Genomic DNA, 15,772 nt, shown 5'->3' with positions numbered 1-15,772 from the left:
GCAGGAGGCACCTTGAGAAAGATCAGCACGTTCGACGCATCGGATGCCCCCTTCCGCGCCGGGACGGCCACCAAAGCGCGTGGCGAGGCACGACGCAGGGAGATCCTCGACACCGCGATGTCGCTGTTCGCGGAGGGCGGGTTCAACACGGTGAGCCTGGCCGACATCGCCAACGACGTCGGGATCACGCAGGCGGGCATCCTGCATTACTTCCCGAACAAGGCCGCCCTGCTCGTGGCCGTGCTGCAGGAACGCGAAGCCCGGAACATCGCGACGCGCGAGCATCTCGAAGCCGACGGGGTTCCACCACTCGAGGCATACGTCCGGACGCTCGAGGAAAACGACGCCACTCCGGAACTCGTCCGCCTCTTCGTCATTCTCTCCGCTGAGAGCACGGCTCCGGGCCATGCCGGGCACGAGTGGTTCATGGAGCGGAACGACGCACTGATGGACGGGATGACGGAGCGGGTCCGGGCCACCATCGACGAGCGGAAGCTGCCGCCGGGGATCACTCCGGCGGTGATCACCCGCTGGCTGCTCGCACTCGCGCACGGGCTCGGGGCGCAATGGGTCCTCGACCCGTCCGCCTTCGATCGCGCCGGTCACGTCAGGCAGTTCCTGGAGCTCCTGGAACCATACCTTCGGGACCCGTTCGGCCGAGACGACACGACTCCAGACCGCCCCACCGCCGAGAAAGACTACCCATGAGCCGACCCAACGTGATCATCATCCTCGCCGACGACCTCGGCTTCTCCGATATCGGCCCGTTCGGCGGTGAGATCGACACGCCTTCGCTGCAGCGCCTCGCGGACCGGGGCATCCGGATGAGCTCGTATTACGTTACGCCGCGCTGCTCTCCGTCGCGGGCCGCCTTGCTCACGGGCCACCACCCCCACTCGGTCGGCATCGGCGTGCTCACGACAGACAACCGACCCACGGGCTATCCCGGATCGCTCACCACCACCGTGCCGACGCTCGCGGAACGGCTCTCCGAACAGGGTTACACGACCGGACTGTTCGGCAAGTGGCATCTGGCCTCCGAGTTCGTCACGCCGAGCGAGACGTGGCCCACCCGGCGAGGCTTCGACGAGTTCCGCGGCATCCTGCCCGGTGCCTCGAGCTTCTATCAGCCCCCGCTGGTCTCCGGCGAGGAACGGCTTCCGAAGGAAGCGCTGGGTGAGGAGTTCCACTTCACCGACGACATCTCGGAGCACGGCGCCGACTTCGTCCGTCGTCACGCTGCGACCGGCGACCCGTTCTTCCTCTTCCTCACCTACACGGCGCCGCATTGGCCGCTGCACGCGCGCGACGAGGAGATCGCCAAGTACCGCGAGCGGTTCGCCGACGGGTGGGATGCGATCCGGTCCGAGCGCCTGCGACGCCTGCAGTCCGACGGCCTCATCCCCACGGTGGATCACCTGCCGCCCGGCGTGATCCTTCCCGACTGGTCGGACGTCGACGGCCGCGAATGGCAGACCGAGCGCATGGCCGTCTACGCCGCGCAGGTCGAAGCGCTCGACCGCGGCGTGGGCCGAGTCCTCGACGCCCTCGCCGACGCCGGTGTCGAGGACGACACCCTGGTGCTGTTCATGTCGGACAACGGCGGATGCGCCGAAGAGCTGCCGCCTGGGATCTCCATCTTCGGGGAGCTCACCTGCCCGACGAAGACCAGGACGGGCGAACCGGTCGTCGTCGGCAATATCCCCGACGTAATGCCCGGTCCGGAGAACACCTACCAGAGCTACGGTCGGGAGTGGGCGACCGTCTCGAACACGCCGTTCCGGATGTGGAAGCGCTGGGTGCACGAGGGCGGGATCTCGACACCGTTCATCGCCTCGTGGCCTTCTGGAGGGATCCCGACAGGCAGCGCGATCAGCCACTCCATCGGACATGTCATCGACATCGTCCCATCGGTACTCGAGGCCGCCGGGTCGTCGTCGGACACGGAGGGTGAGAGCCTGTTGCAGCTCTGGCGCGACCCAGCCGCTTCCTCCGGCAATCGGACCCTGTTCTGGGAGCACATCGGCAATGCGGCGGTGCGTCGCGGTCGATGGAAGCTCGTTCGCGAATGGGGCGGCAGCTGGGAGCTGTACGACATCGAAGCAGATCGCATCGAGTCCGACGACCTGTCGGGCAGTCGTCCGGACGTCGTCGCGGAGCTTGCCGCGGCCTACGACGAGTGGGCGCGATCGCACGGAGTCATCCCCTGGCAGGACGTGCTCGACGACTACGAGAGCCGCGGTGTGCCCGCCGCCCACGCGGTCGGCTGAGCGCGCACGACGACGAGGAGATCCGAACGTGACGACACCCGTGAACATCATGTTGATCACGGCCGACGACATGGAGGGCACGACGCCGGGCGCCTTCGGTGGCCCGGACGGGGTGACCCCCCGTCTCGACGCCCTCGCAACCGAGGGGATGGTGTTCGATCGCGCCCACGTCGCGATCGCGGTGTGCCAGCCGAGCCGATCGGCCATCATGACCGGCCTCTGGCCGCATCGCAACGGCGCGGAGGGATTCGAGCCGATCGACGACGGCGTCCCGTTGCTGACCGAGCTGCTCGCCGACGCGGGCTATGCCACTGGCATCCTCGGGAAGGTCAACCATCTGCAACCGATCGACCGGTTCGGGTGGGACACGGCGGTCGGCATCACCGGTCTCGGGATGGGCCGCGACCCGAGGCGGTATGCCGACGAGACGGCCGCGTTCATCGGAACGGCGGGCGACCGGCCGTGGTTCCTCATGGTGAATGCCCACGACCCGCACCGGCCCTTCCACGGCGCCGACGACGTCGGACGCTTCTTCGACGAGCAGCAGCGGGCCGGCATCCCCGAGCCGAGTCGGATCTTCACCCCCGAGGAGGCGTCGCCCCTCCCCGGCTACCTTCCGGACCTGCCCGACGTGCGGACGGAGTACGCCCAGTATCTGAGCTCCTCCCGGCGATGCGACGACGTCGTCGGCGGGGTGCTCGACGTGCTCGACGCCGCGGGCCTGGCCGATACCACCCTCGTCGTGTTCCTGTCGGACAACGGCATGGCCTTCCCCTTCTCGAAGGCGAACTGCTATCTGCAGTCCACTCACACGCCGCTCATCGTGCGCTGGCCCGGGGTGGTTGAGCCCGGACGGCGCGAGCACGAGGAGTTCGTGACGATGCTGGATCTCTTCCCCACCTTCTGCGAGGTCGCCGGCCTCACCCCACGCGAGACGGACGGCCGGAGCCTGCTCGCGGCGCTCCGAGGCGCAGACGTTCCGGCCCGTGAGCAGGTCGTGACGGTGTTCCACGAGACTTCGATGGGCCGCCGCTACGAGATGCGCTGCGTTCAAGACGCCCGGTACGGCTACATCTGGAACGGCTGGGCAGATGGCTCGGAGGAGTACCGAGCGGAGAACATGATCGGTCTGACGTGGCCCGCCATGGTCGCGGCGGCGGAGTCGGATGCGGCATTGGCCGAGCGCGTGGCGTTCTACCGGACGAGGGTCGTCGAGGAGCTCTACTCCTTGGATGAGGACCCCGCCAGCCTCGTGAACCTGGCGGACGACCCGGCCCACGCACCCGAGCTGCGCGAGAAGCGCGAGGCGCTGCGCTCGTGGATGGCCGCAACCGGCGACCCGCTTCGCGACCGCTACGAGTCGCTGGTCTCGAGCGCGGCCTAGGGTGGAAGGCATGGCCGATTCGAGTGCCGCCCAGGGCTGCGGCCCGTCCTGCTCGTGCGGTGCGCCGGGGCGCGCACAGTTCCTCGAGTTCGGCGCCGGCCCGGTCGTCGCCGGGCGGGCATCGGTGCCCGCGGGCCGTCATCCGATCGAGCAGGCGCAGATCCCCGCCGGTCGGTTCGTGATGGGGGACTCGTCCGGGGACCGCAATCCGGGCGACGGCGAGGTGCCGATCCATCCGGTCGAGCTTGACGCGTACGAGATCGACGCCACCAGCGTCACCAACGACGCGTTCGCCCGCTTCGTGGAGGCCACGGGGTACCGCACGGAGGCGGAGGTCTTCGGGTTCTCGGCGGTGTTCCACCTCGCGCTCGCGGCGCCCCGGGAGGACGTGATGGGCCCGGCCGCGGGCACGCCGTGGTGGTTCGGCGTCCGTGGCGCCGATTGGGCGCACCCGGGCGGACGCGATTCGAGCCTCGACGGGCTGGGCGACCACCCGGTAGTCCATATCAGCTGGAACGATGCGACCGCCTATTGCGAGTGGGCCGGCCGCCGTCTGCCCACCGAGGCGGAGTGGGAGTACGCGGCTCGCGGCGGCCTCGAGTCGAAGAAGTACCCGTGGGGTGACGACGATGTCGATGCCGGCGGGTGGCGCGCGAACATCTGGCAGGGCGAGTTTCCGCGCCGCAACACGATCGAGGACGGCTTCCTCACCACTGCCCCGGTCCGCACGTTCGAGCCGAACGGGTATGGGCTTTGGCAGACCGTCGGAAACGTATGGGAATGGTGCCACGACTGGTTCGATCCCGGGTACTACGGCGCTTCTCCTGCTGATGATCCGCAGGGACCGGCTCGAGGCGGTTCCCGTGTGCTGCGCGGCGGAAGCTATCTCTGCCACATCTCGTACTGCAACCGCTACCGCAACTCGGCACGCTCGCAAAACACGCCCGACTCCTCCATGGGCAACGCCGGATTCCGCACCGTCGCCGCCCGCTGAGGACGACAGTTGCGGCCCCGGCTTCATCGGAGGCTCATCATCGCCCGCGCGGGGACGTAGTGAGCGCCATCGGCGGCGGCAGCACGTGCAACCCCTTCGGCGCCGATGCGTCGATCGACAGAGTTGAGCGGAGCCCGCTCAACAAAACAAGTTGAATCATTAACCGTGAGGTTAACCGTGATCTGACCAAAACAAATCGAATCGATGTCGGTCGATATTTCAACAAAAATTCCAGCTGATCAGGCAATTTTCACGAGGAGCCGATGACGGGAATCGAACCCGCGCTGTCTGCTTGGGAAGCAGAAGTTATCCAGTTGTCGGCGGCGGTCGAAAAGTGAACGGTCGCGGGCAGAGCCCGGTGGCCAGGTGCGTCTTGCCCGTGCCTGGCGGGCCGAGCAGCACCACGTTTCGGCCCTCGGTGAGGAACGCCCCGGACGCCAGGGCGCCGATCTGCTGCCGGACAGCGGGTTGCGCGTCCCAGTCGAAGTCCTCCAGCGTCTTCCGGGCGGGGAACCCGGCGGCGCGGATCCGCAGTTCGGCGCCGGACGCGTTCCGGGCGGCGACTTCCCGCTCGAGCACGGCAGCGAGGTAGTCCTCGTGGGTCCACCCGGCGTCGCGGGCGTGGTCGGCCAGCCGGGTGGCGGCCTCGGTGATCCGCGGCGCTTTCAGCGCGGCGGCGAGGTAATGGATCTGCTTGACCGTTTCGGACGGCACCTTCGACGCGGCCATCAGGCGCTCACCTCGTCCAGCCCGAACGCCCGGTCGTAGTCCGCCAGGTCCCGGCGCAGCCCATCGTCGACGGCTGCGAGGGTCCGGGGTTGCTCGAACTGGCGGCGCAGCACCGCGGCTTCGTCCACATGGCCCGGGTCGGTGATCGTGAGCCCGCGCGCCCACGCCCGCTCGTGCGCGGCGATGATCCGCCCGCCCATCCGGACGCGGACCCGCTCCAGGTCCGCGGCGACATCGACGACGCGGCCGATCGCCGCGGGGCCCACCGAGTAGTCGTTGGTGTCGACACGGACGTAGTAGTCCCGGCCCAGCCGCACCTGGTTGCGCCAGCCCAGGTGCAGCACGACCGGCGGCAACGGCAGCATTCCAGCCCGGTCGGCATCGACAAGGTCGACCGGGCGGGCCTTGATCGTACGCACGACCCGCTGGTTCGCGACAGCGAGCCAGTCGGTGAACTGGGCGTTGAAGTCCGCCGGCGACGCGAACGAGCGGCCCGGCATGAACGACGTCTCGAAGTACCCGTTGCGTCGCTCGACGATGCCCTTGGACTCCGGATCCCGCGGCCGCAACTGCACGATCTTCGTCGCGAGCGTCCCGGCGAACTCCGCCACCCCAGCGGCACGGCGCTGGCCACGGCCGATGCCCGGCTCGTTGTCCCAGATCAGCCGCCGCGGCACCCGCCCCAGCTGCTGCAAGAGCTCCCACGAGCCCAGCAGCAGATCCTCGGTCTTGCGGGTCGGGAGCATCCGACCGGTCATGAACCGCGAGTGCGCCGCCGTGATCACCAGCACCGGCAGCAGCACCCGCGTCCCGTCCTCGAGCGGGATCTTCCTCGGCGGGAACCACAGATCGCACTGCGCCGCATCGCCCGCCGCCCACGACAACCGGTCCGCCGGATCCGGGCGGGCCACGTCGCGGCGCACCCGGCGCACGTTCTCGCGGAACCACGTGATCGACCCTTCCCAGCCGACCCGCTCAGCGAGCACCGTCGCCGGCATCTCCGGCGTGTCAGCCAGCAGTTGCCGCACCCGTTCCTCGAACGGTGTGAACGAGGTCGACACCGCGGGTTTCCGCTCGTACCGCGGCGGCGCATCCGACGCGGCAGCCTTCACCACCGTCGTGCGCGAGATCCCCAACCGCTCAGCGATGCGCGCCTTCGGCACCCCATCCTTCACCAGCCGCCGGATCAACGCCCAGTCCTCCAAAGTGATCACACTCCAATCGTTGAGTGTTCACTTTTCGACCGCCGCTACTGTCCAGTTTTCGAGCGCCGCCGACACCAGTAGTGATTCACTGCGCTTCACATACGCTCACGGCCCTGCAATTTCGCGGGAGTGTGAGCTTGAGTGAACCATTGTGATTGAGTCCCCCCGGCGTGTCCGGAGACGGAATTCCTTGGAAGGATCGTCTTCATGGCACGTCCCAGCAAGTATCCGCGCGAGCTTCGCGAACGCGCCGTCCGGATGGTCGTCGAAGTGCGGCCGGATTATCCGAGCGAGTACCAGGCGATGACCGCGGTGGCGCAGATGCTCGGCATCGGCTCCCCGGAAACGGTGCGCACCTGGATGCGCCGGCACCAGGTCGACACCGGGGTCCGGCCCGGCGTCACGACCGAAGCTGCTGAGGAGCTCAAGCGGTTGCGGCGGGAGAACGCCGAACTGCGGCGGGCGAACGAGATCTTGAAGGCGGCTTCGGCTTTCTTCGCGGCCGAGCTCGACCGGCCACAGAAGCGGTAGTCGCATTCATCCAGGAGCACAAGGACCGCCGTGACGGTGGGCTCCGGTGGGGTGTCGAGTCGATCTGCGCCGTGCTCACCCAGCACGGCTGCAGCATCGCCCCATCGACCTACTACGACGGCCGCAACCGCGCGCCGTCGGCGCGGCAGCGTTCGGACGAGCGGTGGAAGCCGATCATCCTGACCACCTGGCAGCAGCACCACCGCCGGCTCGGGGCCCGCAAGCTCTGGCTCCGGTTGCGTCGCAACGGGCACGAGATCGCCCGGTGCACGGTGGAGCGGCTGATGCGGGACCTCGGGATCGGCGGCGTCGTGCGCGGCAAACGCAAGCATCCGGCCAATGTGGATCCGCGAGAGACCCGGCCGGCTGATCTCGTCGACCGGCACTTCCGACGGTTCCGCACGAACCAGCTCTGGGTGGCCGACTTCACGTACGTGTGGACGTGGTCGGGGTGGGTGTACGTCGCGTTCGTGTTCGACGCGCACTCCCGCCGGATCCTCGGCTGGCGCGCGGCGACGAGCATGACCACGCCGCTCGTGCTGGACTGTCTCGAGATGGCGTTGTGGACCCGACGCCGCGAAGGCACGGCCGGGTTCGCCGGGCTGACGCATCACACGGACGCCGGCTCGGTTTACACGTCGATCGCCTTCACCGACCGGCTCGTCGACGAGGGCATCGACCCGTCCGTCGGGTCCGTCGGCGACGCGTACGACAACTCCCTCGCGGAGTCACAGATCGGGCTGTACAAGTCCGAGCTGATCCATCACGAGGGCCCGTGGCGCGACGTCGATCAGGTCGAGGCCGCGACCGCGGGCTGGGTGCAGTGGTTCAACACCGACCGGACCCACGGGTCGATCGATGACCTCACACCGCTCGAGCTCGAACAGCTCGACTACGCTCGCACCGAACCCCTCGAACGAGCGGGCTGACACCAGCAACACGCTCTCCGGACACGCCGGGGGGACTCAAAGTCGTGGGTCCCGACACGATGTAGACACCGCCGGTTGCCAGCAGAAGTAACTTCGCACTCCTGCGGTGCTGGATGTGAACCCTCCAGCGTCGGTCGCTGATGGCGTCGATTGAATAGGAGTGGCCGCCGAGAGCGATCGTCAGGGGCGGTTCTCCGAGCGCGCGAAGGTTCGGCGCTGGGTCTCGCTCCGTCGCGGGCATTCCTCACAGTAGGGCCGCTTCATGCTGGAAGCGATGGGTAGAAGGTCCTCCCGGGTCCATTCCGCTTCGTATCCTGGGATGCCCTGGCAGTCTGGGGATCGGAGCCAGAACCCGGCCCCGGCGTCGCCTATGTAATAATCTGCGTATGAATGCAGATACGAGGTGTGGTCTGACTCCGGAGAGCCAGTACGTCGAGCTGGCGGTGGAGGTGTTCTCGATGCTGGCGGATGCGACCCGGGTGCGGATCATCCTCGCGCTGCGCGATGAGGAGATGTCGGTGAACCACCTCGCCGAGATCGTGGACAAGTCGCCTGCGGCGGTGTCGCAGCACCTCGCGAAGCTGCGGCTGGCCCGGATCGTCGCGACCAGGCAGGAGGGCACCCGGGTGTTCTACCGGCTGGCGAACGAGCACGCCCGCCAGCTGGTGGCGGATGCGATCTTCCAGGCCCAGCACGCGCTCGAGGCCAACCCCGCCCACCACCGCGGCGAGCACTCCGCACCCGCCGCGGTGAGGAGTGCCGCGAGTGCGTGAGGTGTTTCGGAATAGGTCGTACGCGAAGCTGTTCGCGGCGCAGGTCGTCGCGCTGCTCGGCACGGGCTTGCTGACGGTGGCGCTGGGCCTGTTGGCGTTCGATATCGCCGGCGGCGATGCGGGCGTGGTGCTCGGCACGGCGCTGACGATCAAGATGCTCGCCTACGTCGGGGTGGCGCCGGTGATCGCGGCGCTGACCAGTCATGTGCCGCGCAAGCTGCTGCTGGTCTCGGCGGACGTGCTGCGGGCGGGGGTGGCGATCAGCCTGCCGTTCGTGTCCGAGGTGTGGCAGATCTACGTGCTGATCTTCGTGCTGCAGGCCGCCTCGGCGACGTTCACCCCTGCGTTCCAGGCCGTGATCCCCGAGGTGCTGCCCGATGAACGGCAGTACACCCGGGCGCTCTCGCTGTCACGGCTGGCGTACGACCTCGAGGCCCTGGTCAGCCCGGTGCTCGCCGCCGCGCTGCTCACGGTGATCAGCTACCACAACCTGTTCGTGGGCACCTTCGTCGGGTTCGTCGGGTCGGCGGTGCTGGTGCTCGCGACCGCGTTCCCGAAGATGGCCGCATCCGCGCCGGCACCGTTCTTCGACCGGCTCACCCGCGGCGCCCGGGTGTTCGTGCGCACCCCGGAATTGCGCAGCTTGCTGGCGATGAACCTCGTCGTCGCGACCTCCACCGCGATGGTCATCGTGAACACCGTGGTGCTCGTGCAGGGCGACCTGGGTCGGCCGCAGACGGATGTCGCGCTGCTGCTGGCCGCGTACGGCGCCGGGTCCATGGCCGTCGCCCTGATCCTGCCGAAGCTGCTGGACCGGTGGCCGGATCGCCCGTTCATGCTCGCCGGCGCGACCGCGCTCCCGGTCGGCCTCGCCGCGGCGGCGCTGCTGATCGCCCTGCCCGCCGGGCCGGTGACCTGGGTCGCGTTGCTGCTGCTGTGGCTGTTCCTCGGCGCGGCGACCTCGCTGATCCTGACCCCGTCGGCGCGGCTGCTGCGCCGCTCCTCGGATGAGACCAACCGGCCTGCGGTGTTCGCCGCGCAGTTCTCCCTCTCTCACGCGTGCTTCATCCTCACCTACCCCACCGCGGGCATCCTCGGCGCTTCGCTCGGCCTCCCGGCCACCGCCCTGATCCTCGCGGGCATCGGGCTGCTCGCCGCGATCGCCGCGCGCGTCGCCTGGACTCACACGGCAGACTTGCGCCGCCCGGTGTCGAGCACGCACGGGTGAGCGCGGGGCGGCGGGGCCGTGTTCTGGTCGCGTAGGCTCGGATGCGTCATGGTTCGGGTTGCCACGGTCGGGTCCAGCCGGGCGGCGCGGACCGTGCGCGGCTCGGCCGCTGCCGCGATCGCCTTGTTCATCGCAGCGTTCTCGCACGGCATCGCCGGCGGCGTCCCGCCGGGAACGGTCGGGTTGCTCGTCTCGGCCGCGTTCGCCGTCCCGGTGTGCGTGTTCCTCGCCGGTCGGCGACTGTCGGTGCTCCGCCTTGCCGTGGCAGTGGCCGCAAGCCAAGGCGTGTTCCATGTGCTGTTCGGCGTCGGCGCCGGTGTCCCGCTCGGCGCACCGGTCCGGCACCTCCACGGTGACGAACTCCGCAACGCACTCGACGTGCTCGCGAGCACACCGGCGCACGCCCACGCCTCCGAGTCGATGTGGGGGTGGCACGCCGTCGCGATGCTGATCACCACGGCGCTGATCGCATGGGGCGAGACGGTGCTGTGCGCCGTGCTCGGCGCCCTCGACATGCCGTTGCCTCGGGCCCTGACCGCCGGACCTCCCGCCGCGCCGACCGCGACGCGGCGTTGGATCCCGGCGGCGACGGACGAGGGGTTCCGGGTCCTCTCGCTGGTGCTTCTTGGTTGCCTGCGGTGGCGGGGGCCGCCTGTCCTGGTGCGTTCCTGAATCGTGCGGTGCACGGCACCGCACCCTCCGTCGCCGTAACCGCGACACGCTCACCAGCACAGAAAGCAGACCACATCAGCATGCGTACGCACACCCTCCGCCGCGCCGGGATCGGCCTGGTCGCCGGCACGTTCCTCGCCCTGGCCGCCCCGCTCGCGGCATCCGCCCACGTCGGGATCGAGCCCGCCCAAGCCGAACCCGGCGAGCCGGCCACCTTCACCTTCACCGCACTGAACGAGAGCGAGACCGCCTCGACGATCCAGCTCGAGGTCGAACTGCCCACGGACACCCCGATCCTCAGCGTCCGCTACGCGCCGCTGCCGGGCTGGACGATCGAGGTCGTCGAATCCGAGCTGCCCGATACCGTCGAGGCGGAGGAAGATGAAGCACCGTCGCGGATGGTGCTCACCGCCGACGAGGGCAACGGCCTGCGACCGGGCCAGTTCCTGGAGTGGACGGTCTCGTTCGGCCCGATCCCGGACACCGGGCAGATCAGCTTCCCCACCACCCAGACCTACGACGACGGCGAAGTCGTGGAATGGGCCGCCACCCCCGACGAGGTCGAGGAGGACGACAGCCTGCTGCCCGCCCCGACCCTGTTCATCAACGACGACCCCAACGGCCACGGGCACGGCGAGACCGCCGAAGCCGGCACCGACGACCACGGCGAGGACACGCACGCCGTAACCACGGCCCAGCCCGCCGATGGTCCCTCACCGGTCGTGAGCTTCGTGCTCAGCCTGATCGCGGCCGTTGCCGCCGTCATCGCGCTGGTCGTCACGCTCGTGCGCACCCGCAAGGCCGAATAGCCGAAACCGTCCGGTGCCGGGGTGGTGGACTCGCGCCACCACCCCGGCAGGCGCGGGCTCCAAGGTGCGTCACGTACGGTGAATGATGTGAACTCCAACTCCGACTCTCCCTCCGACAAACCCAGTGCCCGGCGCACGCCGGGCACGGCCCTCTCGGCCGGTGGCACCCGATGAACGGGGACCTGCTGCTGAACATCGCGCTGGTCGTGGTGTTCGTCCTGATCGGCGGCGTGTTCGCCGCGACCGAAATGGCGTTGGTGACCCTGCGCGACAGTCAGGTGAACGCGATCGAGGCGCGCGGGCGCCGTGGCGCGAAAGTCGCCGCCCTGGCGCGCAACCCGAACACCTTCCTCTCGGCGGTGCAGATCGGCGTGACCGTCGCCGGGTTCGCGTCCGCCGCATACGGTGCCTCCTCCATCGCCCCCTCGGTGGCGCCACTGCTGGTGCCGCTCGGGTTCAGCGAGCAGGCCGCGTCGACGATCGCGACGATCCTGCTCACCCTCGTCATCGCGTACCTCTCCCTGGTCTTGGGCGAGCTCGCGCCCAAGCGGCTCGCGATCCAACGCAACGCGCAGTTCGCGTACGCGGTCGCGCCGGTGCTCAACGGATTCGCCCGGTTGATGCGCCCGGTGATCTGGCTGCTGTCGGTCTCCACGAACGCGGTGGTGCGGCTCCTCGGCGGAGACCCGAACCAGACCAGCGACAAACTCAGCGAGGAGGAGCTCCGCGACATCGTCTCCACGCACGAAGGGCTACCGGAAGACGAACGCCGCATCCTCGACGACGTGCTCTCGCTCCGCCACCGCCAGCTGAGCGAAGTGATGCGACCCCGGCCCGAGGTCGTCGCGGTCGACGGCGCCGGGACGGTCGGTGAGGCGACCGCCCGAATCGAGGAGCTGCCATTCTCCCGGTACCCGGTCGTCGACCAGTCGATCGACGACATCACCGGCTTCGTTCACGTTCGCGACCTGTACGACGCCGCCGCCGAGAACGCCGAAGCGCCGCTCGCGCAGGTGGTCGGTCCCATCCCGTATCTACCCTCGACCGCGCGGGTGCTGCCGACGCTCACCAAGCTCCGCGCGCAGAACACCCACATCGCCGTCGTCGTCGACGAGTACGGCGGCACCGACGGCGTCGTCACCCTGGAAGACCTCATCGAGGAAGTCGTCGGAGAGATCTTCGACGAGTACGACACCCGCGCAGCCGCCACAGAACTGCCGGAGGATGGCGGCATCGTGGACGCCCGACTGAACCTGCAGGACTTCGCTGAGGCCACCGGGATCGAACTGCCTCGCGGCACCTGGGACACCGTCGCGGGCTTCGTGCTCGACCGGCTCGGACGACTCGCCCAAGTCGGCGACGCAGTCGAAGTCGACGGCGCCACCCTCAAGGTCGTAAGCGTCGACCGCCGGCGCATCGCCGAAATACTCGTCACCCGCCGGCCCACGCTCGAGACCGCGGAGCGCTGACCTTCTCTTCCGGTCGGCACTCCGAGCAGTGGGGAGGTCGGCACGGAGTCAGGACGCCTCCGCGACCTCCAGCGCGCGATCTCACTTGAGCGTCCCAGCTGCACGTCCCGCCCGGGGACGCTCGGTGCAACGATGACCTAGTGAGAGGTGGGCGACCGCGAAAGTGGTCTGCGATCCTGTGCCGCTGACGACTAAACCGGTTGTCTGACATGCCAACTCTTGAACCTCGCAGCACGTCCCGTCACGCCGCCTCGCCCTCACCTTCCAGGTCCTCAGGGCCCTCGATGAGCAGGGGAGGGAGGTACTCGGCGTGCTTGCGGCGAAGGTAGTCGAGACCAGCTTCGGTGCTCGGATCGTAATCGAGCGATTCACGCACAAACTGCAATCGGTGTTTCGCGTCGCGTATTACCTGCGCCCAGGTGACTGCCCGTACAACCATGTTGGGGTTGTCGGTCGCGAGCGTCACCCCGGGTTCACGACCGCTCTGGTTCGTGCGGCCCCGTGAACTGTCCGCGATCTTGTCACCAACGATCCAGAACTCCCACCTCGTGTCGGTCGCCGCAAATCGGGTGTCATTTGCGACTGCTTCGGCGTACGCCTCAATCTGGTTGATCTCATCCCGGCCGATATGGACGCTCGGGCGCTTCAATTCGATAACGAGATGCTCGCGGTGGTCCCGTCGCTGTTCGACTACCTTGCTGAGCATCAGGTCGATGACCCCGACCCGTCCGTCACCGTCCACGACCTCAGCACTTTCGACATCCTCGACCGTGACAACCTCACCGCCGAGTTGGCCAAGGTTGTTCCGAAGGACAGTGCGAAGCGTCTGGTCATCCCCCACAAGTGCGTACTCCTCCCGAAATACCCACGTCTCGTTGGCGAGGATCCGATGCAGCTGAGAGCGTTCCTTCACGACCTTCTTCAGGTCCGGCTCATTGACAATCGCTTCGAGCGATGCGAGGAACTCCAGTCGATCTGTGATCTTGCGAGCTGACGAGATGAGCTTCGACAATGACGATTTCTGCGCTAGCTCTCGAAGGTCCGCTGCGTCCTGGTCACTGAGCTTCAGTACCTCTCGCAGCAAGGCATCCACCGAACCCGGATTCGTTTCCACGGCCTCCTTCAGCAACCGCAGCGAGAACTTTCTCGACGTTGGGTCCACCTTCTCGACCGCCGGCGCCGCCGCGACTGCGACGATGTCAAAGAGCTCCCGAGTAGCCCTTTCCGCCGGTTTGGTCGCTTCGCCTTCGAACGGATAGGACTGTTCCTTCTTCCACTTCTCGAGCATCCGGGTATGACGTTCGTCGGTGCGGCTCTTGAAGTGGGCGCGCAGGGCGTCACGCGCGGCTTCGACAACCGACCGCACTGGTTCGTCTGCTGCTCCCTCGATGAGGAGGTCGTGCGGCCGGTCCGCGAACCCGTCCCAGTTCACATATGCCGTGAACGTGAATCCCGGCGCCTGAATGCCGGGCGGCACCTCCTGGATGGCGATGCCGCTCGCGTTGCAAAGGTGGAGCGCCCTGTCAACGTTCGTGTTCCATTCGATAATCGTCACCGGAACGGTCGTGTCGGCGCCGAGCGTGGGAACTGGCACGTCGATGGTCGTCCGCTGACTGATCAATGCCTCAGGTTCCAGGACGCGCTCACGCCAGGTGATCCGCGGCTTGTACTTCAATAGGTACACCGCTAAAGCAGAGATCAGGCCGTCCGCGACACGGTCCGAATCCAAGTACTTCCGCGCTTGGGGGGTGAGATCGGTGACGCTGACGACTGTGCCCGTCGCCGACGCCTCGGATTTCTCGGTGACGACATCGAACTCATCTGGCAATGAATGCGACCCGTTGATAACCGTCAGTCTCCGCCCCGTTGTAGCGTCGCTGACCGACTCCCATCGGACGTCGTTGCCAAGTCCGTAGGCGGCAAAGCGCCCGCCGCCGAGCTTGCCATGCAAGGCACGGCCTGCGTCCGTGACCGTCGCCGCCCGTTTCCAAGATCCGCCCAACGCGCCGAACTCCTTCGCTGCGCGGTCAGCTGAGATCCCCCTGCCGTTGTCGGTTACGGTGACCGCCAGAGCACCACCCAAACCGTTGTCGGTTATGTCCGCGCGAACCTCCGTGGCGTCCGCGTCTAAGGCATTCCAGATCAGCTCGAGCAGGCCGACGCGGGGCGACGAGACCAACCGGTCGAGGTGGTCAGGCTTCGCCTCGACCTTGATGCGCGTCATTGCCAGATTGTCGCATACAGGTCGGACGCGGAGTCATGCTCGCCTGCGAGGGTAATCTGCGGGAACTGGCACGTGTGCGTGCTGGCGCGAGGGCACGGCCCTCTGAAGTTAGGACTCGACGCCGCGAGCGGCGAGCTCTCAAGGACGGTCGCCGGTGGAAAGTTGCCACGAGTGAGCCGGCGGCTCGACGCGGAGCGCGCGAGACGACTGCCCCCTGATTATCCGATGAGCGGAAGCTGCCTGCGCTCGACCGAGGCTCGATGGAGGCCTGTCGCGTATCGAAGCAGAACACGTCTGGCACTTGAGGGTCGTTGCGTCGCAACCGCGTTACGTCGAGTGCGCGCTGACGTCCATCGGGCGAGTGTGGAGCAGGAACAAGGAGCAGACGTTGAAATCGAGCACGGCGGAGAATGGTTCAAGCGAGCCGACGCGACGTCCGCAACCGCTGCCGCCGTGGGGGAGCAACCGTGACGCGCCACCTGTCGCGGGCGATGTCGACGCTCGGCGACGCGGCGCATGCGCCGCAGCGGATCGGGTACCGACGTTTCGCGTCGT

The 15,772-nt window shown here is 67.9% G+C and carries 13 protein-coding genes and 1 tRNA gene; 10 read left to right on the top strand and 4 right to left on the bottom strand.

Annotated features, from left to right (window positions below; genetic code table 11):
* Nucleotides 1-12 precede the first annotated feature (12 nt).
* The 4 genes from RH861_RS00700 to RH861_RS00685 are packed head-to-tail and all read left to right on the top strand — an operon-like array spanning nt 13 to nt 4,648.
* Nucleotides 13-708: a TetR/AcrR family transcriptional regulator gene (locus RH861_RS00700; RefSeq protein WP_310519308.1), complete on the top strand. Its 696-nt coding sequence runs from the start codon at nt 13-15 to the stop codon at nt 706-708.
* Complete coding sequence (locus RH861_RS00695) at nt 705-2,270, top strand: arylsulfatase (RefSeq protein WP_310519307.1); 1,566 nt, start codon at nt 705-707, stop codon at nt 2,268-2,270. Before RH861_RS00700 ends, RH861_RS00695 begins: the two co-directional genes overlap by 4 nt.
* Before the next feature lie 28 nt (nt 2,271-2,298).
* Nucleotides 2,299-3,654 carry a sulfatase family protein gene (locus RH861_RS00690; RefSeq protein WP_310519306.1) on the top strand — a complete coding sequence of 452 codons (1,356 nt, stop codon included), beginning with the start codon at nt 2,299-2,301 and terminating at the stop codon, nt 3,652-3,654.
* A 10-nt stretch (nt 3,655-3,664) separates the two neighbouring features.
* The gene (locus tag RH861_RS00685) at nt 3,665-4,648 is read left to right on the top strand and encodes a formylglycine-generating enzyme family protein (RefSeq protein ID WP_310519305.1); all 984 of its coding nucleotides are present in this window, start codon (nt 3,665-3,667) and stop codon (nt 4,646-4,648) included.
* A gap of 258 nt (nt 4,649-4,906) precedes the next feature.
* Here the strand turns inward: RH861_RS00685 and RH861_RS00680 are convergent.
* From RH861_RS00680 to istA, 3 genes are all read right to left on the bottom strand, one after another.
* Nucleotides 4,907-4,970: transfer RNA gene (locus RH861_RS00680), tRNA-Ser, on the bottom strand.
* Nucleotides 4,955-5,377 (bottom strand): ATP-binding protein, encoded by a 423-nt coding sequence (locus RH861_RS00675; RefSeq protein WP_374760938.1) that lies wholly within the window; start codon nt 5,375-5,377, stop codon nt 4,955-4,957. The genes RH861_RS00680 and RH861_RS00675 overlap by 16 nt, the downstream gene beginning before the upstream one ends.
* Nucleotides 5,377-6,591, bottom strand: coding sequence for an IS21 family transposase (gene istA, locus RH861_RS00670; protein ID WP_310519304.1), 1,215 nt, complete (start codon nt 6,589-6,591; stop codon nt 5,377-5,379). Before istA ends, RH861_RS00675 begins: the two co-directional genes overlap by 1 nt.
* A 198-nt stretch (nt 6,592-6,789) precedes the next feature.
* Here istA and RH861_RS00665 point away from each other — a divergent pair.
* From RH861_RS00665 to RH861_RS00640, 6 genes are all read left to right on the top strand, one after another.
* A protein-coding gene (locus RH861_RS00665) for an IS3 family transposase (protein ID WP_310519303.1) occupies nt 6,790-8,042 on the top strand; the annotation gives its coding sequence in 2 pieces (ribosomal slippage) (nt 6,790-7,072 and nt 7,072-8,042; 1,254 coding nt in all).
* 386 nt (nt 8,043-8,428) lie between these two features.
* A complete protein-coding gene (locus tag RH861_RS00660) occupies nt 8,429-8,815 on the top strand; it encodes an ArsR/SmtB family transcription factor (protein ID WP_310519302.1) in 387 nt (128 codons plus the stop codon).
* Nucleotides 8,808-10,043, top strand: coding sequence for an MFS transporter (locus RH861_RS00655; RefSeq protein WP_310519301.1), 1,236 nt, complete (start codon nt 8,808-8,810; stop codon nt 10,041-10,043). Before RH861_RS00660 ends, RH861_RS00655 begins: the two co-directional genes overlap by 8 nt.
* A 48-nt stretch (nt 10,044-10,091) precedes the next feature.
* Nucleotides 10,092-10,715: a hypothetical protein gene (locus RH861_RS00650; RefSeq protein WP_310519300.1), complete on the top strand. Its 624-nt coding sequence runs from the start codon at nt 10,092-10,094 to the stop codon at nt 10,713-10,715.
* 80 nt (nt 10,716-10,795) lie between these two features.
* A complete protein-coding gene (locus RH861_RS00645; protein ID WP_310519299.1) occupies nt 10,796-11,524 on the top strand; it encodes a YcnI family copper-binding membrane protein in 729 nt (242 codons plus the stop codon).
* Between the two features lie 170 nt (nt 11,525-11,694).
* The gene (locus RH861_RS00640; protein WP_310519298.1) at nt 11,695-12,993 is read left to right on the top strand and encodes a hemolysin family protein; all 1,299 of its coding nucleotides are present in this window, start codon (nt 11,695-11,697) and stop codon (nt 12,991-12,993) included.
* A 241-nt stretch (nt 12,994-13,234) separates the two neighbouring features.
* Here RH861_RS00640 and RH861_RS00635 read toward each other — a convergent pair whose 3' ends face one another.
* Nucleotides 13,235-15,217, bottom strand: a complete 1,983-nt coding sequence (locus tag RH861_RS00635; protein WP_310519297.1) for an ATP-binding protein — start codon at nt 15,215-15,217, stop codon at nt 13,235-13,237.
* Nucleotides 15,218-15,772 lie beyond the last annotated feature (555 nt).

This window comes from Agromyces indicus (assembly GCF_031432295.1).
Taxonomy (GTDB): domain Bacteria; phylum Actinomycetota; class Actinomycetes; order Actinomycetales; family Microbacteriaceae; genus Agromyces; species Agromyces indicus.
The sequence above is the reverse complement of the archived record's forward strand: the minus strand, read 5'-3'. Positions and strand labels throughout refer to the sequence as shown.

Bases quoted from the DNA above. Each gene is read 5' to 3' on its own strand.
- RH861_RS00695 (WP_310519307.1), top strand. From the start codon at position 705: ATGAGCCGACCCAACGTGATCATCATCCTCGCCGACGACCTCGGCTTC.
- RH861_RS00660 (WP_310519302.1), top strand. From the start codon at position 8,429: ATGAATGCAGATACGAGGTGTGGTCTGACTCCGGAGAGCCAGTACGTC.
- RH861_RS00675 (WP_374760938.1), bottom strand. From the start codon at position 5,377: ATGGCCGCGTCGAAGGTGCCGTCCGAAACGGTCAAGCAGATCCATTAC.
- RH861_RS00645 (WP_310519299.1), top strand. From the start codon at position 10,796: ATGCGTACGCACACCCTCCGCCGCGCCGGGATCGGCCTGGTCGCCGGC.
- RH861_RS00685 (WP_310519305.1), top strand. From the start codon at position 3,665: ATGGCCGATTCGAGTGCCGCCCAGGGCTGCGGCCCGTCCTGCTCGTGC.
- RH861_RS00650 (WP_310519300.1), top strand. From the start codon at position 10,092: ATGGTTCGGGTTGCCACGGTCGGGTCCAGCCGGGCGGCGCGGACCGTG.
- RH861_RS00635 (WP_310519297.1), bottom strand. From the start codon at position 15,217: ATGACGCGCATCAAGGTCGAGGCGAAGCCTGACCACCTCGACCGGTTG.
- RH861_RS00640 (WP_310519298.1), top strand. From the start codon at position 11,695: ATGAACGGGGACCTGCTGCTGAACATCGCGCTGGTCGTGGTGTTCGTC.